The organism is Sphingomonas dokdonensis, from assembly GCF_002197685.1.
Taxonomy (GTDB): Bacteria; Pseudomonadota; Alphaproteobacteria; order Sphingomonadales; family Sphingomonadaceae; genus Sphingomonas; species Sphingomonas dokdonensis.
On record NZ_NBBI01000001.1, the window covers coordinates 317741 to 341767 of the forward strand.

27 protein-coding genes are annotated in these 24027 nt (G+C 66.6%); 18 read left to right on the top strand and 9 right to left on the bottom strand.

The genetic code is table 11. The features are described 5' to 3' along the window. Nucleotides 1–16: 16 nt before the first annotated feature. The 5 genes from SPDO_RS01525 (at nt 17) to alr (ending at nt 3931) form a co-directional block, all read left to right on the top strand. Nucleotides 17–799: an enoyl-CoA hydratase-related protein gene (locus tag SPDO_RS01525; RefSeq protein WP_088365688.1), complete on the top strand. Its 783-nt coding sequence runs from the start codon at nt 17–19 to the stop codon at nt 797–799. A gap of 149 nt (nt 800–948) precedes the next feature. After that, the gene (mmsB, locus tag SPDO_RS01530; RefSeq protein WP_088365689.1) at nt 949–1842 is read left to right on the top strand and encodes a 3-hydroxyisobutyrate dehydrogenase; all 894 of its coding nucleotides are present in this window, start codon (nt 949–951) and stop codon (nt 1840–1842) included. After that, on the top strand, nt 1839–2297 hold the full coding sequence (locus SPDO_RS01535; RefSeq protein WP_088365690.1) for a GreA/GreB family elongation factor: 459 nt from the start codon (nt 1839–1841) through the stop codon (nt 2295–2297). Before mmsB ends, SPDO_RS01535 begins: the two co-directional genes overlap by 4 nt. A 63-nt stretch (nt 2298–2360) precedes the next feature. Then, the gene (locus tag SPDO_RS01540) at nt 2361–2804 is read left to right on the top strand and encodes a DUF3597 domain-containing protein (RefSeq protein ID WP_088365691.1); all 444 of its coding nucleotides are present in this window, start codon (nt 2361–2363) and stop codon (nt 2802–2804) included. A 98-nt stretch (nt 2805–2902) separates the two neighbouring features. Then, nucleotides 2903–3931: an alanine racemase gene (gene alr / locus SPDO_RS01545; RefSeq protein ID WP_088365692.1), complete on the top strand. Its 1029-nt coding sequence runs from the start codon at nt 2903–2905 to the stop codon at nt 3929–3931. Between the two features lie 2 nt (nt 3932–3933). Here alr and SPDO_RS01550 read toward each other — a convergent pair whose 3' ends face one another. Continuing rightward, complete coding sequence (locus SPDO_RS01550; protein ID WP_342746646.1) at nt 3934–4698, bottom strand: alpha/beta fold hydrolase; 765 nt, start codon at nt 4696–4698, stop codon at nt 3934–3936. Between the two features lie 300 nt (nt 4699–4998). On the opposite strand from SPDO_RS01550, the gene phaR reads away from it, so the two are divergent. Next, nucleotides 4999–5553 carry a polyhydroxyalkanoate synthesis repressor PhaR gene (phaR, locus tag SPDO_RS01555; RefSeq protein WP_088365694.1) on the top strand — a complete coding sequence of 185 codons (555 nt, stop codon included), beginning with the start codon at nt 4999–5001 and terminating at the stop codon, nt 5551–5553. A 41-nt stretch (nt 5554–5594) separates the two neighbouring features. Here the strand turns inward: phaR and map are convergent, their stop codons facing one another. Together map and SPDO_RS01565 are read right to left on the bottom strand one after the other, a co-directional pair. Further along, the gene (gene map, locus SPDO_RS01560) at nt 5595–6371 is read right to left on the bottom strand and encodes a type I methionyl aminopeptidase (protein ID WP_281252542.1); all 777 of its coding nucleotides are present in this window, start codon (nt 6369–6371) and stop codon (nt 5595–5597) included. Between the two features lie 14 nt (nt 6372–6385). After that, nucleotides 6386–7195 (bottom strand): class I SAM-dependent methyltransferase, encoded by an 810-nt coding sequence (locus SPDO_RS01565; protein WP_088365695.1) that lies wholly within the window; start codon nt 7193–7195, stop codon nt 6386–6388. A 50-nt stretch (nt 7196–7245) separates the two neighbouring features. On the opposite strand from SPDO_RS01565, the gene SPDO_RS01570 reads away from it, so the two are divergent. The 10 genes from SPDO_RS01570 to SPDO_RS01615 all read left to right on the top strand — a co-directional run bounded on the left by SPDO_RS01570 (nt 7246) and on the right by SPDO_RS01615 (nt 16071). Then, nucleotides 7246–7437, top strand: coding sequence for a hypothetical protein (locus tag SPDO_RS01570; RefSeq protein WP_088365696.1), 192 nt, complete (start codon nt 7246–7248; stop codon nt 7435–7437). Between the two features lie 106 nt (nt 7438–7543). Continuing rightward, nucleotides 7544–8149, top strand: coding sequence for a CatB-related O-acetyltransferase (locus tag SPDO_RS17345; protein ID WP_088365697.1), 606 nt, complete (start codon nt 7544–7546; stop codon nt 8147–8149). Further along, nucleotides 8122–9021 carry a glycosyltransferase family 2 protein gene (locus tag SPDO_RS01580; protein ID WP_245828978.1) on the top strand — a complete coding sequence of 300 codons (900 nt, stop codon included), beginning with the start codon at nt 8122–8124 and terminating at the stop codon, nt 9019–9021. The genes SPDO_RS17345 and SPDO_RS01580 overlap by 28 nt, the downstream gene beginning before the upstream one ends. Beyond that, nucleotides 9018–9938, top strand: coding sequence for a glycosyltransferase family 2 protein (locus tag SPDO_RS01585; RefSeq protein ID WP_245828981.1), 921 nt, complete (start codon nt 9018–9020; stop codon nt 9936–9938). Before SPDO_RS01580 ends, SPDO_RS01585 begins: the two co-directional genes overlap by 4 nt. Nucleotides 9939–10281: 343 nt before the next feature. Beyond that, nucleotides 10282–10707 carry a hypothetical protein gene (locus SPDO_RS01590; protein WP_245828984.1) on the top strand — a complete coding sequence of 142 codons (426 nt, stop codon included), beginning with the start codon at nt 10282–10284 and terminating at the stop codon, nt 10705–10707. Between the two features lie 120 nt (nt 10708–10827). After that, nucleotides 10828–11433: an SRPBCC family protein gene (locus SPDO_RS01595; protein WP_088365698.1), complete on the top strand. Its 606-nt coding sequence runs from the start codon at nt 10828–10830 to the stop codon at nt 11431–11433. Further along, nucleotides 11433–12629, top strand: coding sequence for a zinc-dependent alcohol dehydrogenase (locus tag SPDO_RS01600; protein ID WP_088365699.1), 1197 nt, complete (start codon nt 11433–11435; stop codon nt 12627–12629). The genes SPDO_RS01595 and SPDO_RS01600 overlap by 1 nt, the downstream gene beginning before the upstream one ends. 12 nt (nt 12630–12641) lie before the next feature. Then, a complete protein-coding gene (locus tag SPDO_RS01605) occupies nt 12642–13430 on the top strand; it encodes an SDR family NAD(P)-dependent oxidoreductase (RefSeq protein ID WP_088365700.1) in 789 nt (262 codons plus the stop codon). 368 nt (nt 13431–13798) lie between these two features. Beyond that, nucleotides 13799–15331 (top strand): fatty acid--CoA ligase, encoded by a 1533-nt coding sequence (locus tag SPDO_RS01610; RefSeq protein ID WP_088365701.1) that lies wholly within the window; start codon nt 13799–13801, stop codon nt 15329–15331. Then, nucleotides 15328–16071, top strand: a complete 744-nt coding sequence (locus SPDO_RS01615; protein WP_158212130.1) for an acyl-CoA dehydrogenase family protein — start codon at nt 15328–15330, stop codon at nt 16069–16071. The genes SPDO_RS01610 and SPDO_RS01615 overlap by 4 nt, the downstream gene beginning before the upstream one ends. A gap of 25 nt (nt 16072–16096) precedes the next feature. Here the strand turns inward: SPDO_RS01615 and SPDO_RS01620 are convergent, their stop codons facing one another. The 3 genes from SPDO_RS01620 to SPDO_RS01630 form a co-directional block, all read right to left on the bottom strand. After that, nucleotides 16097–17536: a porin gene (locus SPDO_RS01620; RefSeq protein ID WP_088366308.1), complete on the bottom strand. Its 1440-nt coding sequence runs from the start codon at nt 17534–17536 to the stop codon at nt 16097–16099. 156 nt (nt 17537–17692) lie between these two features. Beyond that, nucleotides 17693–18841: an acyl-CoA dehydrogenase family protein gene (locus tag SPDO_RS01625; RefSeq protein ID WP_088365702.1), complete on the bottom strand. Its 1149-nt coding sequence runs from the start codon at nt 18839–18841 to the stop codon at nt 17693–17695. Between the two features lie 54 nt (nt 18842–18895). Further along, the gene (locus SPDO_RS01630; RefSeq protein ID WP_088365703.1) at nt 18896–19633 is read right to left on the bottom strand and encodes a helix-turn-helix transcriptional regulator; all 738 of its coding nucleotides are present in this window, start codon (nt 19631–19633) and stop codon (nt 18896–18898) included. 141 nt (nt 19634–19774) lie between these two features. Here SPDO_RS01630 and SPDO_RS01635 point away from each other — a divergent pair, with 141 nt between their 5' ends. Continuing rightward, the gene (locus SPDO_RS01635; protein WP_088365704.1) at nt 19775–20554 is read left to right on the top strand and encodes an SDR family oxidoreductase; all 780 of its coding nucleotides are present in this window, start codon (nt 19775–19777) and stop codon (nt 20552–20554) included. 204 nt (nt 20555–20758) lie between these two features. On the opposite strand, the gene SPDO_RS01640 is transcribed toward SPDO_RS01635, so the two are convergent. From SPDO_RS01640 to SPDO_RS01650, 3 genes are read right to left on the bottom strand one after another with little or no spacing between them, the layout of a single operon-like run. Beyond that, nucleotides 20759–21214 (bottom strand): cytidine deaminase, encoded by a 456-nt coding sequence (locus SPDO_RS01640; RefSeq protein WP_088365705.1) that lies wholly within the window; start codon nt 21212–21214, stop codon nt 20759–20761. Continuing rightward, nucleotides 21211–21876, bottom strand: a complete 666-nt coding sequence (locus tag SPDO_RS01645; protein WP_088366309.1) for a glycoside hydrolase family 25 protein — start codon at nt 21874–21876, stop codon at nt 21211–21213. Before SPDO_RS01645 ends, SPDO_RS01640 begins: the two co-directional genes overlap by 4 nt. A gap of 15 nt (nt 21877–21891) precedes the next feature. Further along, entirely contained in the window at nt 21892–22374 is a 483-nt protein-coding gene (locus tag SPDO_RS01650; RefSeq protein WP_088365706.1) for a UPF0262 family protein, read from the bottom strand. A gap of 100 nt (nt 22375–22474) precedes the next feature. On the opposite strand from SPDO_RS01650, the gene SPDO_RS01655 reads away from it, so the two are divergent. Next, complete coding sequence (locus tag SPDO_RS01655) at nt 22475–23965, top strand: replicative DNA helicase (RefSeq protein ID WP_088365707.1); 1491 nt, start codon at nt 22475–22477, stop codon at nt 23963–23965. The last annotated feature ends 62 nt before the right edge of the window (nt 23966–24027 follow it).

Genomic DNA, 24027 nt, shown 5'->3' on the forward strand with positions numbered 1-24027 from the left:
ACGAACGGAGAGACTGATGACCGAATATGCCAACATCCTCGTCGAGCAGCGCGGTGCCGTCACGCTCGTCACGCTCAATCGCCCACAGTCGCTGAATGCGCTGAACAGCGACGTGCTCGCCGATCTGTCTGCGGCGTTCGGCAAGTACGACAAGGACGATGGCCAGCGCTGCCTCGTCCTCACCGGCTCGGGCGAAAAGGCATTCGCCGCCGGCGCGGACATCAAGCAGATGGCCGACATGGCGGCGGCCGACTTCTTTTTGCAGGATTTCTTCGCCGGCTGGCAGACCGGCGTGGTGGCGACGCGCAAGCCGTGGATCGCGGCGGTCAACGGTTTCGCGCTGGGTGGCGGCTGCGAGCTCGCGATGATGGCGGACTTCATCTACGCCGCCGATACCGCGAAGTTTGGCCAGCCGGAGATCAAGCTGGGCGTCGCACCCGGCATGGGCGGCTCGCAGCGGCTGACCCGCGCCATCGGCAAGGCAAAGGCGATGGAAATGTGCCTCACCGGCCGTATGATGGACGCGGCCGAGGCCGAACGCTCGGGCCTCGTCGCCAAGGTGGTGCCGCTCGCCTCGTTGCTCGAAGAGACGCTGAAGACTGCCGAACTTATCGCCGGCATGCCGCCGATGGCCGCGATGGTGAACAAGGAAATGGTCAACGCCGCGTTCGAGACGAACCTCGCGCAGGGCATCCTGACCGAGCGTCGCCTGTTCCAGATCTTGACGGCGACCGAGGACAAGGCCGAGGGCATGGCCGCCTTCATCGAGAAGCGTCCCGGCGTCTGGAAGGGCCGGTAATCCAGGGCCCTAGCCGCTCCCCTTCCGGGGAGGGGTAGGGGTGGGAGGCGATCCGCGGGGTGGCCGCTTCGATCGGTAGTCTTGGTGAGACTGAGACATCCCACCCCCAACCCCTCCGCTGAAGGTGGAGGGGCTTCAAGGAGAAGAACATGGCACGAGTTGCATTCATCGGTCTGGGCAATATGGGCGGGGGTATGGCCGCGAACCTTGCCAAGGCGGGGCATGACGTGCGCGCCTTTGATCTCAGCCAGGACGCGCTCGATCGTGCGAAAAAGGCGGGCTGCCTGCCGGTCGCTGATGCCGCAGAGGCAATCGAGGGTGCCGAGGCGATCATCACCATGCTGCCCGCCGGCAAGCATGTCGCACAGGTCTATGCCGATGCCGTGTTCGGCAAGGCAGCGCCCGGCGCGATCCTGATCGATTGCTCGACCATCGACGTCGCCACCGCGCGCCAGCTCGCCAGCGATGCGCAGGCCCGCGGCCTGGAGGCGGTCGACGCACCCGTCTCGGGCGGGATCGCCGCGGCGAACGGCGGCACGCTCACCTTCATGGTCGGCGGCACGGAGTCGGGGTTTGCCGCCGCGCAGCCGTTTCTGGAAGACATGGGCAAGGCCGTGATCCACGCCGGCGCCAGCGGCGCGGGGCAGGCGGTCAAGATGTGCAACAACCTGATTCTTGCCGGCACGATGATCGCGACCTGCGAAGGCTTTGCGCTCGCCGAGAAGCTTGGGCTCGATCCGCAGGTGTTCTACGACATTTCCAGCAAGGCGACCGGCCAGAGCTGGTCGATGACCAGCTATTGTCCGCTGCCCGGCGTTGGCCCGGAAAGCCCGGCGGATCGCGATTACCAGGGCGGGTTCGCCGCCGCGCTGATGCTGAAGGATCTGCGCCTTGCCATGGCCGCTGCGGCCGAAGCGGGCGCCAACCTGCCGCTCGGCACCCGCTCGACCGAACTTTACGAAGCGTTCGCCGCCGAGCACGGCAGTCTCGATTTCTCCGCCATCATCAAGACCGCGCAGGCATCCGGGCAGGGCGGGTCGTGAGCGTCGCCTTCCGCCGTGAGAGCGATGAGGAACACAAGGAGCCGCGCTTCGAGGTGCCGCTGCCGGCCGGGCCCAATCTCGTCACCCCGCGCGGCCGTGCGCTGATCGACGAGAAAATTGCCGCGTTGCAGGCTGACCTCGCCGCCGCGGACGAGCTTGGCCGCGAGGACATCGCGCGTTGGCTGCGCTACTGGAAAACGCGGCGCGCTACCGCGATCCTTGCGCCCGAGCCGCCCGAGGATGAGGTGGCGTTCGGCACCCGCGTGCGTTTCCGCCTGAATGGCACAGTTAAGGAAATCGGCATCGTCGGCGATGACGAGGCCGATCCGGCCGCCGGGCAGCTCGCCTTTTCCGCGCCCCTGGTCCGCGCAATGATGGGTGCGACGACGGCCGAGTTCGTTGCCTTCAATGGCCGCGCCGACGCGATCGAGATTATCGATATAGCTCCGCTCTGATCGTCGGCACCATTGCGCGCATCTGGCGTTTGCCCATCACCATCCATCAACGGGAGTAGTGATGTGAGTATCTTTGGCGCCATTAAGAAGGCGATCTTCGGCGATCGTGGGCCGCTCGGCGGGCAGTTCTCCGGCAAGCCTGCGCCGCAAGCGGCACCTGCTCCCGGCGCCGCGCCGCGTCCGACCCCGACGGCAACGCCTGCGGCGCCTCCGTCGGTACAGGCGCCCGCTGCCGCCCCTGCCGCAGCGCCGGTCGATGTGGAAAAGGTGCTGTCCGAGCGCGCCGAGAAGCAGGGGCAGACGCTCAACTGGCGCACGTCGATCGTCGACTTGATGAAGCTGCTCGACATCGATTCCAGCCTAGCGAACCGCAAGGAACTGGCGACCGAACTCGGCTACACCGGCGCCAAGGACGGCTCGGCCGAAATGAACATCTGGCTTCACAAGGCGGTGATGCGCGAGCTTGAGAAGAATGGCGGCATCGTCCCCGCTGGCCTGAAGGACTGATGCGCTTACCCGTGCCGCGCGTCGCTTTGGCGCGCGGCACGGGACAAGGCGGCGGGTGATGGTGGCGCAAGCGAGGCGCGGCCGCTATCCGGCGGCGGATGAACGGACCCAATCGCCTGCGGCTCGATGGCGCCGCACTTGTCGAGAACTGGCGAACCCTGGCCCGCCTCAGCGGCCGCGCAGCGTGCGGCGCGGCGGTCAAGGCGGATGGCTATGGACTGGGCGCAGACGCGGTAGTCACGCGGTTGGCGGACGCAGGCTGCCGCGACTTCTTCGTCGCCACCTGGGCGGAGGCGGCTTCGCTCGACCGGTCCGACATCTCGGTTTCGGTGCTGCATGGCGTTCGCGATGCCGACATGCCGATGGTGCATCAGCTCGCGGCGCGTCCCGTGTTGAGCACGACGGCGCAGGTGCAGCGCTGGCGCACGGCAGGCGCCGGGCTGTGCCACGTCATGGTGGATACCGGCATGAACCGGCTAGGCATCGCGCCGGAGGATATCGCCGCGGGGCTGCTCGCGGGACTCCCGGTCGATGTGCTGATGAGTCACCTCGCTTCCGCCGAAGAGCAGAGTGCGCCGATCAACGGACAGCAACGCGCCACCCTCGCATCGATCGCCGAACGATCGGGCGCGCGCCGGGTCAGCCTCGCCAATTCAGCCGGGATTGCGCTCGGCCCCGACTTCGCCTTTGATCTCACTCGGCCGGGCGTTGCCCTCTACGGCGCCGTTCCAAGCGAAGGGTTGGCGGGGCTGATCCGCCCCGTGGTGACGATCGAAGCCGAGGTGCTGCAGCGTCGCCGCGTTCCGGCCGGCGGCCGAGTCGGCTACAATCTCACGTGGACGGCGCAGCGGGATAGCGATGTCGCGGTCGTCAACCTCGGCTATGCCGATGGCTACCGCCGCGCCTTCTCCAATCGTGGTACGGCCTTCGTCGGCAACGTCGCCGTACCCGTCATCGGCCGTGTGTCGATGGATCTGACCGCATTGGACGTCACCGGCGTGGACATAGCGGAGGGCGAGTGGGTCGCCTTCGATCCCGACCTGCCGCGCGCGTCGGCTGCGTCGGATGTCTCGCAATATGAGCTGCTGACCGGTCTCGGCCGCCGCTTCGATCGCGTCTGGCGCTAGGGTCAGGGTAGGGCGGCGAGCCAGTCGCGCAGTGGCGCCCAGAGCTGCTCCTGCGCGCGGCTGCCGACGATCATGCCGACGTGGCCAGCACCCAGGTCGCGTCGATCGGCAAGTCCGACCGCGGTTGCCGCGGGAACGATCCGATCGTTCAAGGAGACGAACTCGATCGTCGGGCAGGCAAGCGCCAGCGGATCGATCGTGCGACCCGCCACCTGCCAGCGTCCTTCCCCCGGTGCATTAGCCAGCAGCATGCCCTCGAACAGTTCCGCGCCTGCCGCATAGGTCAGCGGCGCGCCGCCGTTCGCCCAATCCTCCATCGCGACGAACATCGCCGCCGCATCGTCGGGCATCGTGGCGAATGCTTCGAACTTGGCGATCGTGCGCGCCGGATCGAGCCGCCAGAAGCCGGTCTGCAGGACCTCCATCGGCACGAGCCCGAGCTCGGCGCACGCAGGCTTCGCCGCATCCCAAAGGGCGCCGATATCGCGGCGTGCCGCGCCATAGCCGTCGAACTGCCAAGGCGACGCGATCGTTGCCACGCCGGCGCAATCGCTGACTGCCGCCGCCGCGATGCTCAGGATGCCCCCCAGGCAATAACCGACCAGCACCGGCGGCTGTGGAAAGCGGCGCAGCAGCGGGAGCAGGAGTTGCGCAACGTGATTGGCGACATCCATCGCCCGGTCCGCCGGTTGCGGCTCGCCCCAGTCGAGCAGCCAGACGTGAAAGCCCTGCTGCGCCATCCACCGCACCAGTGAGCGGTTAGACATCAGGTCAAGGATGAAGGGTGGATTGATCAAAGACGGAACGAAGATCACCGGCCGACCCGCGCCGCCATAATCGCGCAATCGCGCCCGGCCTTGGCGCCGCGCAGCCTTCGCCATCCTTCGGCCGACCCGCGGCGCCTCCTGATAGCGTCGCAGGCCTGCCAAGGTCTGCGCCCGTCGCAGCTCAGATGCTGCGGTTTCGCTGCGCAGCATGTCGAGGAACAGGGGGAGGGGCCGCGGGCCGTGTTGCGGCGCCGAAACAGATGCTGTAGCGCGGGATGAAATCATAAGCGGGGCATCGCGATGAAGAAGCAGCACACGGGAGAGGGCGCGATCATCATCAAGAAATACGCCAATCGCCGCCTCTATAATACCGAAAGCTCATCCTACATCACGCTCGAGCATCTCGCCGCGATGACGCGCGAGGGACGTGAGTTCAAGGTCGTCGACGCCAAGACCGACGAGGATATTACCCACAGCATCCTCACGCAGATCATCATGGAAGAAGAGGGGCGCGGCGACCAGCCGATGCTGCCCGTTAATTTCCTCCGTCAGCTCATCGCCATGTACGGCGATTCGATGCAGGCGATGGTGCCCGGCTACCTCGAAGCATCGATGGACAGCTTCCGGCACAATCAGGCGCAGTTCAAATCCGCGGTCGAGGGCGCCTTTGCCGGCTCTCCGTTCGCCGAGATGGCCAAGCGCAACATGGCCGTATTCGAAGCGGCGACCAGCGCGTTCAAGCCCGCCACGCCTACGGCACCTGCCGCCGCCGGCGGCAGCAAGGATGACGAGATCGCGTCGCTCAAGGCGGAACTGGCGCGGCTGCAGGACAAGGTGAACAAACTCGCGGGCTGACGGTGCTGCTAGCCGCATCGCGCAGGGCGAGGCGGCAGCGATCAGGCGCGAACGGTACCCAGCGCCCGCTCGTCGGCCCGCAGGGTGAGCACCTCGACGCCGTCATGCGTCACCGCAACCGTATGTTCGAACTGCGCCGATAGCTTGCGATCAGCGGTGACGACCGTCCAGCTATCGGCCTCGGTCGTGACCTTGCGGCTGCCCTGATTGATCATCGGCTCGACGGTGAAGGTCATGCCTTCGCGCAGCATCGGGCCCGTGCCGGGCTTGCCGAAATTCAGCACCTGCGGCTCTTCGTGCATTTCGCGGCCGATGCCGTGGCCGCAATATTCGCGCACCACGGAATAGCCGTTCTTCTTGGCATGCCGCTCGATCGCGGCGCCGATATCTCCGACATGGGCGCCGGGTCGCACCGAGCGAATGCCCTTCCACATCGCCTCTTGCGCCACCCGTACCAGCCGGCGCGCAGCAGGTGCTATCTCACCAACCATGTACGTCTTGCTCGAATCGGCGATGAAGCCGTTCTTTTCGAGCGTGATGTCCAGGTTGATGATGTCCCCGTCGCGGATGATCTCGTTCTCGTCGGGAACGCCATGGCACACCACATGATTGATCGAGCAGTTCAGCACGAAGCCATAGCCATATTGGCCCTTGCTCGCCGGTCGGGCGTCCAGCGTATCGGTGATGAAATGCTCGACGAGATCGTTGACCGCTAGCGTCGACAGCCCGGCCAGCGGTTGCGTGTCGAGCATCTCGAACACGGACGCCAGCAGCCGGCCGGACTCGCGCATGAGGTCCATCTCGTCGGCCGTCTTCACTACCGCGCCGTGCCTCACTTGGTCTTGACGAACTTCAGCGTGAAGCGGTCGCTTTCGCCGATCGCGGCATATTTGGTCCGATCGGCATCCTTTTGCGCAAAGGTCGGCGGCAGGGTCCACACGCCGGCCGGATGATCGTGCGTGTCCTTCGGATTGGCGTTCACCGCACTTTCGCCGACCAGCTTGAAGCCGGCCGCCTGCGCCAGCCGAACGACCGTTGACCGCTTGCTGTAGCCGCTCTTCTTCTCCAGCGCGGTGTCCATCGTCTCGGGCAAGCGATGGTCGACGACGCCCAGCGTGCCACCGGGCTTCAGCATGGTGTGAAACGCAGCAAAGGTGCGCGCGGCCACTGCCGGATCATCGCCCATCAGCAGGTTGTGCACGTTCCGAAACGTCAGCACCACATCGGCGCTGCCCGCCGGCACATTGCTCTTGCCCGTTGCGCCATCGATCGTTGCGACCGTCGTCGGGCCGAACCATGCCTGCTTGCTTGCCAGCATCTTCTCCGCGCCTGCCTTGCCGCGTTCGTTCACCAGCGCGACATAGCGGCCCTTGCCCTTGACCAGCGGGGCCAGGATCTCGGTGTACCATCCGCCGCCGGGGCTGAACTCCACCACCGTGTCGGTGGGCTTCACGCCAAAGAACGCGAGAGTCTCGGCCGGATGGCGATACTCGTCGCGCTGCCGGTTCACGTCGCTGCGTTGGGCACTACGCACCGCCGCCGTGATCGCGGCGGAGGGCTTGGGCTGCGCCTGCATCGCGGGCTGGGCGCTTACCGCTGCGGCGGAAACGATCAGAACGGTCGCAAAGCCGATGGTGCGCATTATCTCTCTCCCTTGGGGCACGTCATGGGTGCGGGTGTGGAGGCAGAAGAATGGCAACGCAAGCGATGCTGGTCGGGGCGGCAGCATCTTGCGCGATGGCCGCCGCCGGCGCGGCGTGGCGCGATCACCGGCGGACCCGGCGGCACGATCCCGACGCGGTCGGGCTGATTGATTGGCGAACGGTGCAGCTCGCCGCGATTGTCGGGACCTTGGTTCTGGCTGCGCTGGCAATCCGCGGGTGAAACTGGGTCCATTTCGAATGTGCTAGCCGCGGCGCGCCCGGTCTTTCCGCTATCAGCGGGCAGGCAGGAGCGGGGGACGGCGATGTTGAGCGTGGCGGCACGGGCCATGGAACGGGCAAGGATCTGGCGTTGGCAGCGCGATCCGTTCACCAGCCAGCCGTTGCGCCGCTGGTTCCGTGAGCGGCATCGGGTCGACGTCGGCCTGTACAGCTACGGCTGCTTCGATCAGTGGCGCATGCCGGGGCCGCTGGTCGTCGGTCGCTATTGTTCGATCGCGAAGACCGCGCGATCCGCGCCGATCAACCACCCGATCGAGGCGATCACCACCCACCCGGCCCTGTACGAGCGCAAGTTCGGCGTGGTGGATGCCGACATCCATTATGAAGATCCACAAGTGATCGAGGACGATGTCTGGATCGGGCACCACGCCATCATCCTTCCAGGCTGCCGCCGCATCGGACGCGGCAGTATCATCGGCGCGGGTGCGATCGTCACGCGCGACGTGCCGCGCTATGCCGTGGTTGCCGGCAACCCGGCCCGCGTGCTGCGCGAACGCTTCCCGCGCGACGTGCAGGCGGCGCTGGAGCAGAGCCGCTGGTGGGAGCTCGATCTGGTCGCCCTGCGCACACTGGTCAGGGACAATCCGGCGCTCGCCTATCATCCGACCAGCGGGTCGCTGCGCGCGTGGACCAGCATGGCGGCGGCAGCCTGAGCGCGATGCCAAACGTCAGCGTCATCATCCCGCATTTCAACGATCTTGCCGGGCTGGATCGATGCCTCGCCGCGCTGGAGGCGCAGTCCTTTCCACGCGAGCGTTTCGAGATCGTCGTGGCGGACAACATGAGCCCGTGCGGCGAGGCGGCGGTGCGCGCGACCATCGCTGGACGAGCACGTTTGGTGATCGCGGCCGCGCGCGGCGCCGGCCCCGCACGCAACGCCGCCGTAGCGGCGTCGCGCGGGGCATTGCTCGCCTTCACCGATGCCGATTGCGTGCCTGGCCCGGCTTGGCTCACCAACGGCGTCGCTGCGCTCGACCATCACGATCTCGTCGGCGGCGCGGTGACGTTGCTGTTCGCCGGCAGCGGCAAATCGGGGGCGGAAGCGTATGAAGCGGTCTTCGCCTTCAACAATCGCCGCTACGTGGAGCGCGAGGGCTTTTCCGTCACCGCCAATCTCTTCTGCCATCGCGCCGTGCATGCCGCGACCGGCCCGTTTCACGTCGGTATGTCGGAGGATCGCGATTGGTGCCTGCGGGCGCGCGCGCTCGGCTATGTCATCGGCTATGCGCCAGGGGCACAGGTCGCCCATCCGGCGCGGGCGGACTGGGGGGCGCTGCTCGTCAAATGGCAGCGGCTGAACGCGGAGCTTTATGCCAACATGCTGATGACGCCGCGCGGTCGGTTTCGCTGGCTGCTCGCGACGGCTGCGATGCCGGCATCGATCCTGATCCATGCCCCGCGGATCATCGCCAGTCCGACCCTGGCCGGCGCACTGGAGCGGGCACGCGGCGTCGCGACGCTCGCGCGGCTGCGGCTCTGGCGCTTCGGCGATGGCCTGCGCCGCCTCGTGAGCGCACGCGCGTGACGCCGATCGCGGTTTGCATCGTATCCTTTCGCGATCCCGCATTGATCGCGCGCTGCCTCGATGCCGTCGGCAGATCCAGCTTCACCGAGTTCGAGGTCGTGCTTTGTGAGAATGGCGGCGACGCCGCGCGCGCGCGCCTGGCGCATTCGCTCCCGGCAACGCTGCCAGGCGGGCAGGCGGTGACGCTGCTCGATCAGAGTGCCAACCTTGGCTATGCCGGCGGCCTCAACGCCTGTATCGCGGCGCGCCCGCATGCCGCGGCATGGTGGGTTCTGAACCCCGATGCCGCGCCGGAGCCCGCCGCGCTGCAGGCGCTGGTCGATCGGCTCGCGCGCGGCGATTGCGACGCGGTAGGCGGCACGCTCTATCATCCCGATGGCCGTATCCAGGCTTTGGGCGGCCGCTGGAACCCGTGGCTCGCGCGCGCCGAATCGATCGGCATCGGCACGGCACTGGACGCGCCGGTCGATCCCCGACGCGTCGAGGCGCTTACCAACTATCTGCTCGGTGCGTGCATGTTGATCGGGCCGCGTTTCCTCGCCGTCGCGGGGCCGATGCGCGACGATTATTTCCTGTACGCGGAGGAGATCGAATGGTGCCTGCGCGCCCGCAGCCGCGGCATGCGCCTTGGCTTCGCGTCGGGCGCGCGAATATGCCACGGCCAGGGCGGCACCACCGGCTCAGCCGCCCGGATCCATCATCGGCCGCGGCTGCCGGTCTATCTCGATGAGCGCAACAAGCTCCATGTCGTGCGCGATACGGCGCCGGCGCGCCTGCTCGTCGCCGCTCCGCTTGCCTTTCTGCTCGCGTGGGCGCGCTTCGGGCGCCGCGGCGCTCATGCCCAGTGGAAGGCCGCCATGGCCGGTTGGTGGGCTGGAATCCGCAATCAGCGCGGGATGCCGGACTGGCTATCCTGAGTCGTTAACTGACGGATCGGCCCGGCCGGTGGCAGGCCGCTTCGTACCAGCCGAAGCTAGCGCGATAGCGCTCCGGCGCGCCTGCAACCGCCCGATTGTGCCACAGGAAAGAAAAAGCATACCGCTCGGTACGAAAAGCGGTTGACGCTCTGCTGCTGCGCCAATATACCATCTGGTATAGAAAGCGGCAGCCACGGAATGCGGTGCCGCGATCGCTGGTTCGGGCGCAGCGGTGATCCCGATCACCCACGGTACTCGCCATGAAAATCATCGCGTGTCTTCGCGGGTAGTCGTGTCATGCGATTCCTCGCTGCGGGGGCGTGCGCAACGGAAAGGGAGCAGCATGGCCTATCTCAACTTCGACCCCCTCGCCGAAAGCCTGCCTGCCGGTGCGGCGCTTGCCCCCGTGGCGCCGCCGGTCAGCACCGCCGCCGACGACAGCCACGCCGCTGCCGGTCGGCTCAGCGCGCTCGAATGGTCGGTGGTCGCCCTGGCGCGCAACGATAGTCTATCCTCGCTCCGTGCGCCTGGCCGCTTGTCGAGCGCGATGGCGGTGCTGTTCCGCCAGAGCAATCGCCGGCTTGCCGACACCCGGCTCGAGGCGCTGCGGCGCATGGCCGTGCTCGCCTGGCACCACAGCTTTCAGGTGCCGACCAGCGAGCTTCGCGCATTCTTCGCGGCCGGCTTCAGCACCGGCCAGTATGAAACGATGATGGCAAGCATCTCCGGCGCCCTTTCGCGCGATCGCAACCGCCCGCGCCGGCGGTAGGGCGCACAGGAAAAGGGCGATCGACACGCGGAAACTCTGATTTCCGGTTAACTTGCATCATAGTGACCGGAACGGACGCGCGACCGGCATCGTTGGAGGGCCATTCATCAGGAGGATGAAATGGCCGAGACGATCGATCCCGTGCGCGCGGACGATGCGCCGCTCTCCACATCGAAACATCACGCCGCTGCGATCGACGCGGCGACGCAGCACTATGACACACCCGAGCAGGGCGACCCCGATCAACTGATCGGCCGTACCGTCACCATCAACCGCCCCCGCGCCGAGCTTTACGCCTTCTGGCGCGACTTCGCGAACCTGCCCAGCTTCATGGACAATGTGGAGCGGATCGACGTGCTCGACGACCGCCGCTCGCATTGGACGGTGAAGGCACCGGGCGGCACGCATGTCGAATGGACGGCGGCGATCACCGACGAAGCCGAGGGCGAATTCATCGCCTGGGCCTCCGAAGAGGGCGCCAGCGTGCCCAACAGCGGCCGCATCGACTTTCGCGATGCGCAGGGTGACCGCGGCACGATCGTCACCGCCACGATCCTCTACGATCCACCCGCCGGCCTCATCGGAAAGGTGATCGCCAAGATGTTCCAGCGCGAACCCGCGATCCAGGCGCGCCGCGACCTGCGCCGCTTCAAGCAATTGATGGAAACCGGCGAGGTCGCCACCGGCGCCCGCAACCGCCGCGAGCGGGAAGAGAGGAAGAACTGATGCGCGCGCTCACTTGGCACGGCAAGCATGACGTGCGCGTCGACACGGTCGACGATCCCGAGATCCTCAATCCGCGAGACGCGATCATCAAGATAACGTCCACCGCGATCTGCGGCTCGGACCTGCACCTGTACGACGGCTACATTCCGACCATGAAGTCGGGCGACATCCTGGGCCACGAATTCATGGGTGAGGTGGTCGAGGTCGGCGCCAAGTCGACGCTCAAGAAGGGCCAGCGCGTCGTCGTGCCGTTCACCATCTCGTGCGGTTCCTGCTACCATTGCGGCAAGCATCAATATTCGGCCTGCGACAATGGCTTGCCGGCCGACAATCAGGACATCGCCCAGACCTTGTACGGCCAACCCATGGCCGGCTTGTTCGGCTACAGCCACATGACCGGCGGCTATGCGGGCGGGCAGGCGGAATATGTCCGCGTGCCATTCAGCGACGTCGGCCCGATCGTCGTTCCCGATGGTGTCGAGGACGACAAGGTCCTGTTCCTTTCGGACATCCTGCCCACCGGCTGGATGGCGGCGGAAAATGCCGAGATCGAGCCGGGCGACACCGTCGCGGTCTGGGGCTGCGGCCCGGTCGGGTTGTTCGCCGTCCAGTCCGCCTTTCTGATGGGCGCCGCGCGTGTCATCGCGATCGACCATTTTCCCCGCCGGCTGGAGCTCGCGCGCCGCTTCGGCGCCGAGACGATCAATTTCGAGGAAACCGCCACCTACGAGGCGTTGCTTGAGATGACCGGCGGCATCGGCCCCGATGCCTGCATCGACGCGGTCGGGCTGGAGGCGCACGGCTTCTTCGTCGACAATGTGGTCGATCAGATCAAGGCCTCGCTGTTCCTCGGCACCGATCGCACCCATTCGATCCGCCAGGCAATCCTAGCCTGCCGCAAGGGCGGGCGGGTCTCGATGCCCGCGGTGTACGGCGGCTTCGTCGACAAATTCCCGCTTGGCGCGTTCATGGAAAAGGGGCTGACGCTCAAAACAGGCCAGACCCATGTGCAGCATTATCTGCCCGGGCTGCTCAATGCGATCATGGAAGGGAAGATCGATACGACCTTCCTCATCAGCCACACCTTGCCGCTCGAAAACGCGCCGGACGGCTATCGCATGTTCCACGACAAGCAGAACGAAGTGACCAAGGTGGTGCTGAAGCCCGGCCTTGAGCGCGTCGAACTCGACATCTGAGGAGAGACGGACATGGCAGGCAAACTCGCCATCGTAACGGGCGCATCGACCGGTATCGGCTTTGAGCTCGCCACCATCGCCGCGCGCGAGGGCTATGATCTGATTGTCGTCGCCGACGAGCCGCTGATCGACGCCGCCGCGCGCGACTTCAAGCAATTCGGCACCGACGTGCAATCGGTCGAGGCGGACTTGTCCACCATCGACGGGGTCGACCGGATGCTCGCCGCCGCGAACGGCCGCCAGATCGATCTGGTGTGCGCCAACGCCGGCATCAGCAAGGGCGGCCCGTTCCTCGACGAAAGCGTGGCCGACTGGCGCCACTCGGTGGACACCAACGTCACTGGCACGGTGTATCTGCTGCAAAAGGTGCTGCGTGACATGGTGGCGCGCGACAGCGGCAAGGTGCTCGTGACCGGTTCGATCGTCGGCTACATCCCCGGTGCCTTCAACGCGATCTACAATGCGACCAAGGCGTTCATCGATAACTTCACCGAGGCGCTGCGAAACGAGCTGAAGGACGCGGACGGCGTCACGCTGACCACGCTGATGCCCGGCGCGACCGAGACCGAGTTCTTTGCCCGCGCCGACATGCTCGACACGTCGGTGGGGCAAAGCAAGAAGGCCGATCCGGCCAAGGTTGCGCAGGATGGCTGGGACGCGCTGATGGCCGGCAAGGGCCACATCGTTTCCGGCGTCGCCAACAAGCTGCAGGTGCTGGCCTCTGGCGTCGTGCCGCAATCGACGCTGGCGCAGCTTCACCGCGGCATGGCGGAGCCGGGCAGCGGCGACGCGAAGGAATAGTTCGTCGATATAGCGCCCGCTCTGCCGGTCCGCAGAGCGGGCGCTCGGATCACCAATGCCGATCAGGCATCGATCGGCCTTGAACCCGTTATTAGAACGGCAGCGCTCGACAGCGCCGCCACCGTGCTCACCCTCCATTCTCAAGCCGCCGCATCGGTGCCCAGGCGCGCGGGCCCTGGCACAGGTGTCAGGATTTACCCTTAGCCAGCGCTGATACAGCGGATCCGACACGCACCGCGCCTGTCGAAAATCGTTGGAATGCTGGCAACGGCGATGCCAACATGACGCGGATTAGGTCGGCGGAACGCGCGAAAAGAACGCGACTGCCGCCGCACAGCGTCGAGGATAGAGAGAGGGGCCATAGCAGCATGACCGACTTGCCGACGACCTTCGGCGACGCGCTCGCCCGGCACGCGGCGGAGCGCCCGCAGCAGGTCGCGCTCCGCTTCGAGGATCGCGTCACCGATTACGCGACCTTTGACCGACATGCGACGCAGATCGCCAACGGCCTCCTCGCCATGGGGCTGAAGAAGGGTGACCGCGTCGCCTATCTTGGCAAGAACAGCGACTGGGCGGTGGAGCTCGCGCTCGGCAGCGCGCGCGCCGGCATGGTGCTGGTGCCGGTGATCTGGCGGCTCGCACCAGCCGAGGTGGATGCCATCCTCAACGATTCCGCGGCCGGCGTTCTTTTCGTTGACCCCGCCTTTGTGCGCCCGTTCGCGGCCGAGCAGGTGATCGTCATGGATGACGGCTTCGCCCGTTGGCGCGACGCGCAGAGCGACGCACCGCCACCCGTCAGCGTCAGCGATGACGATGTGGTGCTCCAGCTCTACACCTCGGGCACCACCGGCGCACCGAAGGGCGTGATGCTCAGCCACGGGAACGGCATCCGCCAGCGCAAGAACCAGATCGAGGCGAACATCGAATGGCTGCTCGCCAATCCCGGCGACACCACGATCATCGCCATGCCGTACGGCCATATCGGCGGCGTCGGCGTGGCGCTCGGCGCGGTGAATAGCGGGCAGGAGCTGATCATCCACGCCGAGTATGACGCCGGCGCCGTGATGGACGCGATCGCTGCGCATCGCGTCCGCCGCCTGTTCCTGGTCCCCGCTGCGATCGGCCTGATGCTGCAGCACCCCAAAGCAGCGACCGCCGATTTCTCCTCGATCGAAACCCTGTCTTACGGCGCCAGCCCGATCCCGCTCCCGCTGCTGCAACAGGCGGTCGATCGCATGGGATGCGGCTTCGTGCAGGTCTATGGCATGACCGAGACATGGGGCTCGATCGTCGCGCTGCCGCCCGAGGACCACCTGCCGGGCCGCGAGCACAAGATGACGGCGGCGGGCAAGGCGCTACCCGGCGTCGAGCTGAAGATCATCGACGAAGACGGCAACACCTTGCCCCCCGGCCAGATCGGCGAGGTCGCGATCCGCAGCCCCAACAACACGCGCGGTTACTGGAACAAGCCCGAGGAGACCGCCAAGGCGCTGATCGGTGACGGCTGGCTGCGCACCGGCGACGCCGGCATTCTGGACGAGGACGGCTATCTCTTCATCCAGGATCGCATCAAGGACATGATCATCACCGGCGCGGAGAACGTCTATCCCGCCGAGGTGGAAAGCGCGATCTACGGCCATCCTGCGGTGGCCGACGTCGCGGTGATCGGCGTGCCCGATCCCAAATGGGGTGAGGCGGTAAAGGCGATGGTGGTGCTGAAGCCCGACGCCACGTGCGACGAGGCGTCGATCATCACCCATGCGCGTGAGCGGATCGCCGGCTTCAAATGTCCGAAGTCCGTCGAATTTATCGCAGAGCTGCCGCGCAATCCGTCGGGCAAGATCCTGCGCCGCACCCTGCGCGAGCCCTTCTGGGCGGGCCACGAACGGAGAGTGAATTGACCAGCTTCGCACGCACCGACGAGCAGCGGATGCTCGCCGAAATGCTCGATTCTACTTTATCGGACGACACCGACTGGCAGGGCGCGGTCGATGCGACCGGCCTCGTCGCGCTCGGTATCCCGGCTGAAGAAGAGGGGCTCGGCAGCGACCTGCGCGATGCCGCAGTCGTCGCGGCAGCGCTCGGCCGCGCCAATGTCGTTATGCCCTGGGCGGAGCATTGGGTCGCAACCCGGCTCGGCGCCCGCGGTGAGGCGGGGCCGCGCGCCGAAGCCCCGGCAGCGGCGCTGACTGGCGCGCAAGATGATGAAGAGCGCGCCTGGGCCGAGGACGCGCTCACGGTGCTGCATTGTGCCGAGATCGTCGGTCTGTGCCGCACCATGCTGCGCGATGCGGCGCTGTTCTCGAAGGAGCGCAAGCAGTTCGGCGTGGCGATCGCCTCCTTCCAGGCGCTGCGCCACCGCATGGCCGACATGGCGATGATCCTGGAACAGGCCGACGCGATCACCGATCTAGCGATCGTCGCCTTTGACGACGATGCAGCCGCCCGCACCCGCGCGGTATCTGCGGCCCGTGTCATCTGCGACGATGCCGCACGGCTGGTGGGAGAGGGCGCCGTCCAAATCCACGGCGCGATGGGCCTCACCGCCGAGCTGCGCCTCGGCGGCTATTTCCGCCGCGCCCGCGTGCTCGCGCAGGGCGACGGCACCGCACGCGCCCATCTGCGCCGCTACGCCGCGTAACGGCTCGTCGACAGCGGCCGTCGGCTCAGTAATTCCACTGCAATTGCGTGCGGATCACCTGGCCCTCCGCCCGGCCGATCCGTCGCTCGTCCGCCTCGCGCCGCGTCATGTCGGCAAAGGCGATCGTCAGCTCCAGCGGGTCGATCGGCTGGAATTCGATGCCGATCTCCCATTCGTCGGTTTCCAGCCGCGGCGCGTTGGTGATCGCCTTCCACCCGCCGCGATATCGCTGCCATCGCACATACGGCATGAAGGGCCCGAGCGGGCTGTTGCGCACCCGCGCCATGCCCTGCACATAGCCGCCGTCGAGATCGCGCGTGGTGATCGCGCCGATCAGCGGATCGAACTCCGGGCCGCGGCCCCAATTCCACTCAGCCTGCACACCGACCGGCTGCGGATACAGGATGGCGTGAACGCCGACGCGGTCGTCCTTGAAGCTTGCGGCACTTACGCCGCCGGTCCGCACCTCCGGCCGCACCCGATTGCGCATCACCGCACCGCCCACTTCCAGCACCTGCCCGCGAAACGCGCTGCCCAGCTCATCCAGTGCGAACGGCCACGTACCCGTCGCCACGGTCATCAGCCCGTTGTTACGCTCGGGCCGGTTGACGCCCTGGCCGTTGAACACGCCGACGCCGAACGCGCCAAAATTGCCGAACAGCTTCTGCCCGTCATCCGCCAGGCGATCCCACACCCGCTGCACCACCGCCGGCGTGTAATAGCCGGCGATGCCGAGATCCCGTTCCGACGGAATCGCGCTATTGATCCCATCCGAACGATCCAGCGTCAGCCGGTTGGAGGAAGACTGCATGTTCTCCCACCCATAGGGCACCTTTGACTGGCCGAACCGCAGCCGAAAGCGCCGCTCGCGATCCGGGAACCAGTCGACATAGGCGTCGCGCAATTGCGCAAAGCCCTCGCGCCGCTCGCCGTTCGACTGGTCGTTCACTGCGCTCGCGAAATCGGGCTGGAAGTAGAAGGCGACATCGTCCGTCACATTGCCCGAGAACACGAGGCGAATGCGCCGAAAGGTGAAATTGCCCTGGTCGGTGATCCCGCTGTCGCCCGGCGAGCGCAGCCGCGACCGACCCGCCGGTGCCGTCGCATCGCCGGCAACGATCTCGTTGAGCCGCAGCTGCGTATAGCCGCGCAGGCCGATCTTCTGGAACCACGGTCGCCGCTTGGTCGCGCCAGCATCCGCTACGACAGACGCAGCAGGCGTTGGCGCGGACTGCTCGGCGCCTTGCTGCGCCACCGCCGCCGGCAGCGTAACAGGCGGCGCGGCGACGAAAGGAGGCTTCTCGGCTGTGCTGGCTGTTGCCGCCGCTGGTGCAGCGGGAGCCTGCGCCTTCTGCAAAGCGATCAGCTCGCGCAGCTGCGCCTTCAGCTCGTCGATCTGCTGCTGTAGCTCCTCAACCGTCTGCGCATGCGCGGGCAGTGGCAGCGTCGCAATGCCCAGCATCATGGCCGCGATCCGTCCGCGCTGCCCCATCACTCAATCCCCAGAGCCAATGCGTCAGAAGCCACCACAGCAGCTTCACGCTCTCCCATAGAGGCGCAGCCCTATGCCTGAACGGGATCACTGGCAAATGCCGGCACGCTGGCCGAGAGGCAGGCGGAACTAGGCCGCCTGATCCACCACCACCCGCGCGATCAGGTCGCGCTGGATCTCGTTCGAGCCGGCATAGATGCTAGCCGCGCGATTGTTGAGGTACTTGGGCATCGCCACCGCGATCGCATCGGGCGCATCGTCGAGTGAGCCCTGCCATTCGGCGGCGATCTCCAGCGCCAGCAGGTCGATCCGTTGCGAGGCTTCGGTGCCCAGCACCTTCATCATCGACGGCCGCACCGCATCGCTCGGTCCGCGGCCTTCCAGGCTCGCCAGCTCGATCGCGCGCAGCGCCTCCACCGCGATCGCCTCGCGCGCCAGCCGCTCGCGATTGCTCTCATGCGCCAGCCACCCGGTCGCTTCGGCCGCCTCACGCACCATCTCCAGCGTGGCGGCGAGCCCGGGCGCGTAGCGTCCGCCGCGCTCAAAGGTCAGCAGGTGCTTGGCCACCGTCCAGCCGTCATTCTCCGCGCCCAGCCGGCCGCTCACCGGCACCCGCACGTCGTCGAAGAATACCTGGTTGAACTCATGCTCGCCCGCCAGCGTATGGATCGGCGACACGGTGATGCCCGGCGTGTCCATCTCCAGCAGCAGGAAGGTGATGCCGGTCTGCGGCCGCCCCTCGCTGCTGGTGCGCACCAGGCAGAACATGCGGTTGGCGAAATGCGCATGCGTGGTCCAGATCTTGGAGCCGTTCAGCACGTAATCGTTGCCATCACGAACGGCGCGCAGCTTCAGCGAGGCAAGGTCCGATCCCGATCCCGGCTCCGAATAGCCCTGGCACCAGCGATCCTCGCCCGACAGGATGCGCGGCAGCAGCGTCGCCTTCTGCTTGGGCGATCCGTAATGCATGATGACGGGCGCCACCATCTTCAGCCCCATCGGCGACAGGCCGGGCGCGTGCGCGCGGGCATATTCCTCCGCCCAGATATACCGCTGGATCTCGTTCCAGCCGGTGCCGCCATATTCCACCGGCCAATCGGGTGCGGCCCAGCCCTTCGCGTGCAGGATGCGCTGCCAGGCGTCGGCGATATCGGGATGCAGAAACACGCTGGTGCCACGCCGCGCGCCGCGCCGCAGCTCGGGGGGCAGCTTCTCCGCCAGGAAGGTACGCACCTCGTCGCGAAAGGCGCGCGCGTCGGCGCTGTTCAGGCTTTCCATGCCCGGTACCGTGCGCTGCTCGCGCCTTGGCGCGCACCTGACGCTCCTGTCAGGTCAGGCGTGCGGCCCCAGGAAACCGTGCCCCGTCGCGATCTGGATCATCCGCGCGCGCGTCGTCGCGCCCAGCTTCTCCGCCGCATTGCGCAGGTGAAAGCGGACGGTGGAGACGGAGAGCGTCAGGATCGTGCCAATCTCCGCATTGGTCTTCCCCGCCGCGGCCCAGCGCACGCACTGCGCCTCGCGCGCTGAGAGCTGTCTCGGCTGCATCTGCGCGCGGCGCGTCGTCAATTCGGTGTGCGCGGCGAGAAAGCGGAAGGCCAGCGCAAACATCGGCTCGGCATAGCGCGCAAAGACACCGGCGATGTCGACCGGCTCCACCGCCACCCACAGGACGGTGCCGACCTGGCCGCCCGCCAGATGCACCGGCGCGATCAGTGCGGCGGAGAAGCCGAACTCCTGGTCGATATGCGAACAATCCACGCCGGCGAGCGCATTGGTGCCGCGCCACGACCCCATCTGCCCGTCGGCATACCAGATCGGCTCGGCAAAGATCCGTGCGGCGTGGAGAAAGGTCGAGCGCAGCGCCAGGCTGCGGTTGCGCCAATAGCCGGGCGAGGTTGGCACCCATGGCATCCGCTCGGCATAGGCATGCCCGTCCCGGTCCGCCATCGGCGCGGCATCGCCCAGATCGCTCTGCGCTGCGACGAAGGGCAGGTTGGCACGCACGCCAGCCGCGACGATTTCCGCGGCAAGCGCGTCAACATCGTCCCACGACAGGGCTGCACGCTCCAAAGACTGCACCTTTTCGTTCCCGCTCCCGGAACGGGTTCGCTAGCGGGCCACTATCGCGGCGGCAAGGCCGCCTCTTGCCTTGCGCCCCGGATCGCGCCATCCACACACCGTAACTATAGTTATGGTACGAAAGGGAGAGGCATGAGCGCAGACTATGCAGGCAAGCACGTGTTCGTCGCTGGCGCATCGAGTGGCATCAATCTGGAAATCGCCCACAGCTTCGCGCGCGCCGGCGCCAAGGTAACGGTGCTGAGCCGCAGCGCGGAAAAGATCGAAGCCGCCGCGGCGGGCATTCGCGACACCGGCGCCGAAGCCATCGGCATTTCCTGCGACGTGCGCGATTATGAGGGTCTTGAGAAAGCCTATGCCGAGGCAACGGGCAGGTTCGGCCCAATCGACGTGCTGGTCTCCGGCGCGGCGGGCAATTTCCTGGCGCCGGCGGTGAAGCTCTCGGCCAATGCCTTCAAGACCGTGGTGGACATCGACTTGCTCGGCACCTTCAACGTCTTCCGCGCAAGCTACGATCACCTCACCAAGCCGGGCGCCTCGCTGATCGCGATCACCGCAGGGCAGGCGGTGCACCCGTCTGCGTTCCAGATCCACGCCTGCGCCGCCAAGGCCGGCGTCAACATGGTCACCAAATGCCTCGCGCTCGAATGGGGCCCCGCCGGCATCCGCGTGAACGGCATATCGCCCGGCCCGATCGGCGACACCGAAGGCATGAAGCGCCTCGGCGGCGACCCGGCACGTGAGCAGCAGATCAAGAACAAGCTAGCGCTACGCGACTATGGCACCAAGGCGGACGTGGCCGAGGCGGCGCTCTGGCTATCGAGCCCGGCCGCGAAATACGTCACCGGCACGATCCTGAACGTCGACGGCGGCAACGACATTGGAGACGCCAGCGCCAACGCGCTCGGCTGACGCGCCACAAACGAAGCGTCGTGATGCCGGGCTCGTCCCGGCATCCGGCCGTTCGCGAACGCGCCAGCCGTAACTTCTGGCTGAAGGCGGCGCATGCAGCGGCTATTGCAATGCGTTCCCACCTGAACCCGGCGTTGGGAGGGGGCGCACGCAAGTGCTCGAAACCGGAAAGACGACGTTTATCGTCGCCTAATAGCGATCACTCTACTTCTTGGCGCCAATCCCCAGATCCGCCGGCCCGAAGGCATCCGGCAGCAATTGCGACAGCAGATAGCTGTTCACCGCCTCGCCCTCGGCACCGGCGCAGTGCACGCGAACATCGCGCCCGCCGATCTGCGCCGCCTCGTTGATCACCTGCCGGCATCGCCCGCACGGCCGCACCACATCTTCGCCCGCAATCGCCCCGTCGCGGATCATCCCGCCGACGACGCCGATCGCCACCACGTCCGCCAGCCGTCCCTGCGCGTTGACCGTCGCCAGCGCCACCGTCTCCGCGCACAGCGACAGGCCGTAGCTGGCATTCTCGAAATTGGCGCCATGCACCACCGATCCGTCGATCAGCAGCACCGCTGCCCCAACGCCGAAGCCGGAATAGGGCGCATGGGCATGGCGCGCGGCGGTGCGGGCCTGTGCGATCAGCCGTGTCGTTTCGTCGTTCATGATGCTGCCACGTTCCAGTTTACCGGGCCGATGACGCCGTCGATCCGGCGCACGTCGCTCGCCCGCCACATGCGCCAGGCGCGCGCGGTATAATCGGGCTTGAAGAAATTGCCGATCGCCCAGGCTGGCCTGGGCACCGCGGCGGTCAGTTCGTATTCGTTCTCGAAATCGCGCGAGACGCGCAGCAGCACCGGCTTGCCGGTATGCGCCTCGATCAGCGTCGCGGCTTGCTTCACGTCGTCGATCAACGCCTGCCGTTCGGGGCGCATCGTGCAACCCTCGTCGAAATGGAAGTCAATCGCCACGGGCAGTGCATTGTCGGTCCGCGGCACCATGGTGTTGAACGCATTGGCCTGATCGACGCCCGGCTCGCACAGCGACCACACGTGCACCGCGCCGCGTCGCAGCCCGGCGCCTGCCATGCCTTGCCAGTTATCCTCGAAGCGCGCGTCGCGGTGGCGCGCGCCATAGGTCGCGTTGGCATAGGCGAAATCGGCGCCGCCGCCGGCCACGACGTTCCACTCGACCACGCCATCCGCTTCGCCGACGTCCACGCCCTGCACGGCATAGGTCTCGCTGGCCGGCCGCCATTGCACCGCCTGCCGCCACGCAAAGGCGCCTAGAACCGCGAGCACGGCAAAGATCAGGAGGAAACGCCTCACCGCAACCACAAGCAATCAACCCTTGATATGAAGCACGCAGATCAGCGTGAACAACCGGCGGGCGGTGTCGAAATCAACCTCGATCTTTCCCTTAAGCCGCTCGATCAGCAGCTCGGCCGCCTCGTTATGGATGCCGCGCCGCGCCATGTCGATGGTCTCGATCTGCTGCGGCGTCGCCTGACGTATTGCCTGGAAGTAGCTGTCGCAAATGGCAAAATAGTCGCGGATCGGCCGGCGAAAACGTGCCATGCCGAGGATCAGCGCCTCCAGGTGGCTGCCGTCCTCGCGCTTGATCTGCATGACCAGCCGGCCTTCCTCGACCGACAAGGCGAGACGATAGGGCCCGGCATAGCCGTCGGCATAGTGCTTCTGCGGTGCGAAGTGATTGCCCTCGATCAGATCGAAGATCGCGATCCGCCGCTCCTGCTCGACATCGGCCGAGCGCCACAGGATGGTGCGCTCGTCCAGTTCGATGTCGATGATCCGCGGATCGGCCATTGTCCCGCGATAGAGATCAAAGCGCGCCGCGACAATTCTCGTAATCCACAGGTGCTGGCGGTTCCCGTTTTGCCCGGGGGGCGGTAGAAGCGGTCGGATCATGGCGACTCTGGCATTTCCGCACCCGGCCCCGGCCGAACCCCTTCAGCTGCCGCGCAACGTCGAGGCGGAGGCCGCGCTGCTCGGCGCAATGATGATCGACAATCGCCTCGCCGACGACGTGGTCGACCGGATCGAGCCGGCGCATTTCTTCGAGCCCGTGCACGGCCGCATCTTCGCCGCGATCAAGACCCTGCGCTCGAACGACATGCTCGCCACGCCCGTCACGCTGCGCCCGATGTTCGAGGCTGACGAGGGGATGCGCGAGCTCGGCGGCCCGGCCTATCTCGCGCAGCTTACCGGGTCTGGCGCGGGCCTCATCGGCGCGCGCCAGTTCGCGCAGCAGATCTACGACCTTGCCATGCTTCGCTCGCTCGTCACCGTCGGGCGCACGCTGGTCGATCGCGCGATGGACACCTCGGAGGAGGTGAACCCGCGCGCGCAGATCGAGCTTGCCGAGGAGGAGCTGTTCAAAGTTGCCGCAGACGGCACCACCGAGAATGCGATCAAGAGCTTCGCGCAGGCGACCAAGGTCGCGCTGAAGATGGCGGAAACGGCTCTCAATTCCGGCGGCAAGGTATCCGGGATCACCACCGGCTTCGACACCGTCAATTCGCGCATCGGCGGCATGCACCGGTCAGACTTGATGATCCTCGCCGGCCGTCCCGGCATGGGCAAGACCTCGCTCGCCACCAACATCGCCTTCAACGCCGCGCAGCGCTGGATGGCCGATATGAAGGCGGGGATCGCGCCCAGCGAATCGATCGGCGCGAAGGTCGCCTTCTTCAGTCTCGAAATGTCTGCCGACCAGCTCGCGACGCGTATTCTGGCCGAGCAATCGCGCATCACCTCGGAAAAGCTGCGCCGCGGCGATATCAGCCGTGCCGAGTTCCACCAGCTCGCCGCCGCCGCCGCCGATCTCGAAAGCCTGCCGTTGTTCATCGACGACACCGGCGGCCTGTCGATCAGCGCGCTGCACACCCGCGTGCGCCGGCTCCAGCGCCGTCACAACAATGAAATCGGCCTGGTTATCGTCGATTACCTCCAGCTCCTGTCAGGCAGTGGCAAGTCGAGCGACGGCAATCGCGTGCAGGAAATCTCCGAGATCAGCCGCGGTCTGAAGACGCTCGCGAAGGATCTGCACGTCCCCGTGCTCGCGCTGTCACAGCTCAGCCGTGCGGTGGAGCAGCGCGAGGACAAGCGGCCGCAGCTCTCCGACCTTCGCGAGTCCGGCTCGATCGAGCAGGACGCCGACATGGTCTGGTTCGTATTCCGCGAGGATTATTACGTCGCCGCCAAGGAGCCGAAGCGCCCGACCGAGGGCGACGCGGCCAAGATCTTCGAGGATCACGCAGCTTGGGCGAGCGACATGGAGCGCGTGTTCGGCCTCGCCGAGCTGATCATCGCCAAGCAGCGCCACGGCGCAACCGGCAAGGTCACGATGAAGTTCGACCCCAGCGTCACCCGTTTCAGCGACTACGCCGGTTATTAAACACCCCCCGTCATCCCGGACTTGATCCGGGATCCATGGCGCCGCGCTCACTGTCGAGCATG

Excerpts from the sequence above, each read along its gene's own strand:
- SPDO_RS01525 (WP_088365688.1), top strand. The coding sequence starts at position 17 with ATGACCGAATATGCCAACATCCTCGTCGAGCAGCGCGGTGCCGTCACG.
- mmsB (WP_088365689.1), top strand. The coding sequence starts at position 949 with ATGGCACGAGTTGCATTCATCGGTCTGGGCAATATGGGCGGGGGTATG.
- alr (WP_088365692.1), top strand. The coding sequence starts at position 2,903 with ATGAACGGACCCAATCGCCTGCGGCTCGATGGCGCCGCACTTGTCGAG.
- SPDO_RS01550 (WP_342746646.1), bottom strand. The coding sequence starts at position 4,698 with ATGTCTAACCGCTCACTGGTGCGGTGGATGGCGCAGCAGGGCTTTCAC.
- phaR (WP_088365694.1), top strand. The coding sequence starts at position 4,999 with ATGAAGAAGCAGCACACGGGAGAGGGCGCGATCATCATCAAGAAATAC.
- SPDO_RS01565 (WP_088365695.1), bottom strand. The coding sequence starts at position 7,195 with ATGCGCACCATCGGCTTTGCGACCGTTCTGATCGTTTCCGCCGCAGCG.
- SPDO_RS01570 (WP_088365696.1), top strand. The coding sequence starts at position 7,246 with ATGGCAACGCAAGCGATGCTGGTCGGGGCGGCAGCATCTTGCGCGATG.
- SPDO_RS17345 (WP_088365697.1), top strand. The coding sequence starts at position 7,544 with ATGGAACGGGCAAGGATCTGGCGTTGGCAGCGCGATCCGTTCACCAGC.
- SPDO_RS01590 (WP_245828984.1), top strand. The coding sequence starts at position 10,282 with ATGGCCTATCTCAACTTCGACCCCCTCGCCGAAAGCCTGCCTGCCGGT.
- SPDO_RS01595 (WP_088365698.1), top strand. The coding sequence starts at position 10,828 with ATGGCCGAGACGATCGATCCCGTGCGCGCGGACGATGCGCCGCTCTCC.
- SPDO_RS01600 (WP_088365699.1), top strand. The coding sequence starts at position 11,433 with ATGCGCGCGCTCACTTGGCACGGCAAGCATGACGTGCGCGTCGACACG.
- SPDO_RS01605 (WP_088365700.1), top strand. The coding sequence starts at position 12,642 with ATGGCAGGCAAACTCGCCATCGTAACGGGCGCATCGACCGGTATCGGC.
- SPDO_RS01610 (WP_088365701.1), top strand. The coding sequence starts at position 13,799 with ATGACCGACTTGCCGACGACCTTCGGCGACGCGCTCGCCCGGCACGCG.
- SPDO_RS01620 (WP_088366308.1), bottom strand. The coding sequence starts at position 17,536 with ATGATGCTGGGCATTGCGACGCTGCCACTGCCCGCGCATGCGCAGACG.
- SPDO_RS01625 (WP_088365702.1), bottom strand. The coding sequence starts at position 18,841 with ATGGAAAGCCTGAACAGCGCCGACGCGCGCGCCTTTCGCGACGAGGTG.
- SPDO_RS01635 (WP_088365704.1), top strand. The coding sequence starts at position 19,775 with ATGAGCGCAGACTATGCAGGCAAGCACGTGTTCGTCGCTGGCGCATCG.
- SPDO_RS01640 (WP_088365705.1), bottom strand. The coding sequence starts at position 21,214 with ATGAACGACGAAACGACACGGCTGATCGCACAGGCCCGCACCGCCGCG.
- SPDO_RS01650 (WP_088365706.1), bottom strand. The coding sequence starts at position 22,374 with ATGGCCGATCCGCGGATCATCGACATCGAACTGGACGAGCGCACCATC.
- SPDO_RS01655 (WP_088365707.1), top strand. The coding sequence starts at position 22,475 with ATGGCGACTCTGGCATTTCCGCACCCGGCCCCGGCCGAACCCCTTCAG.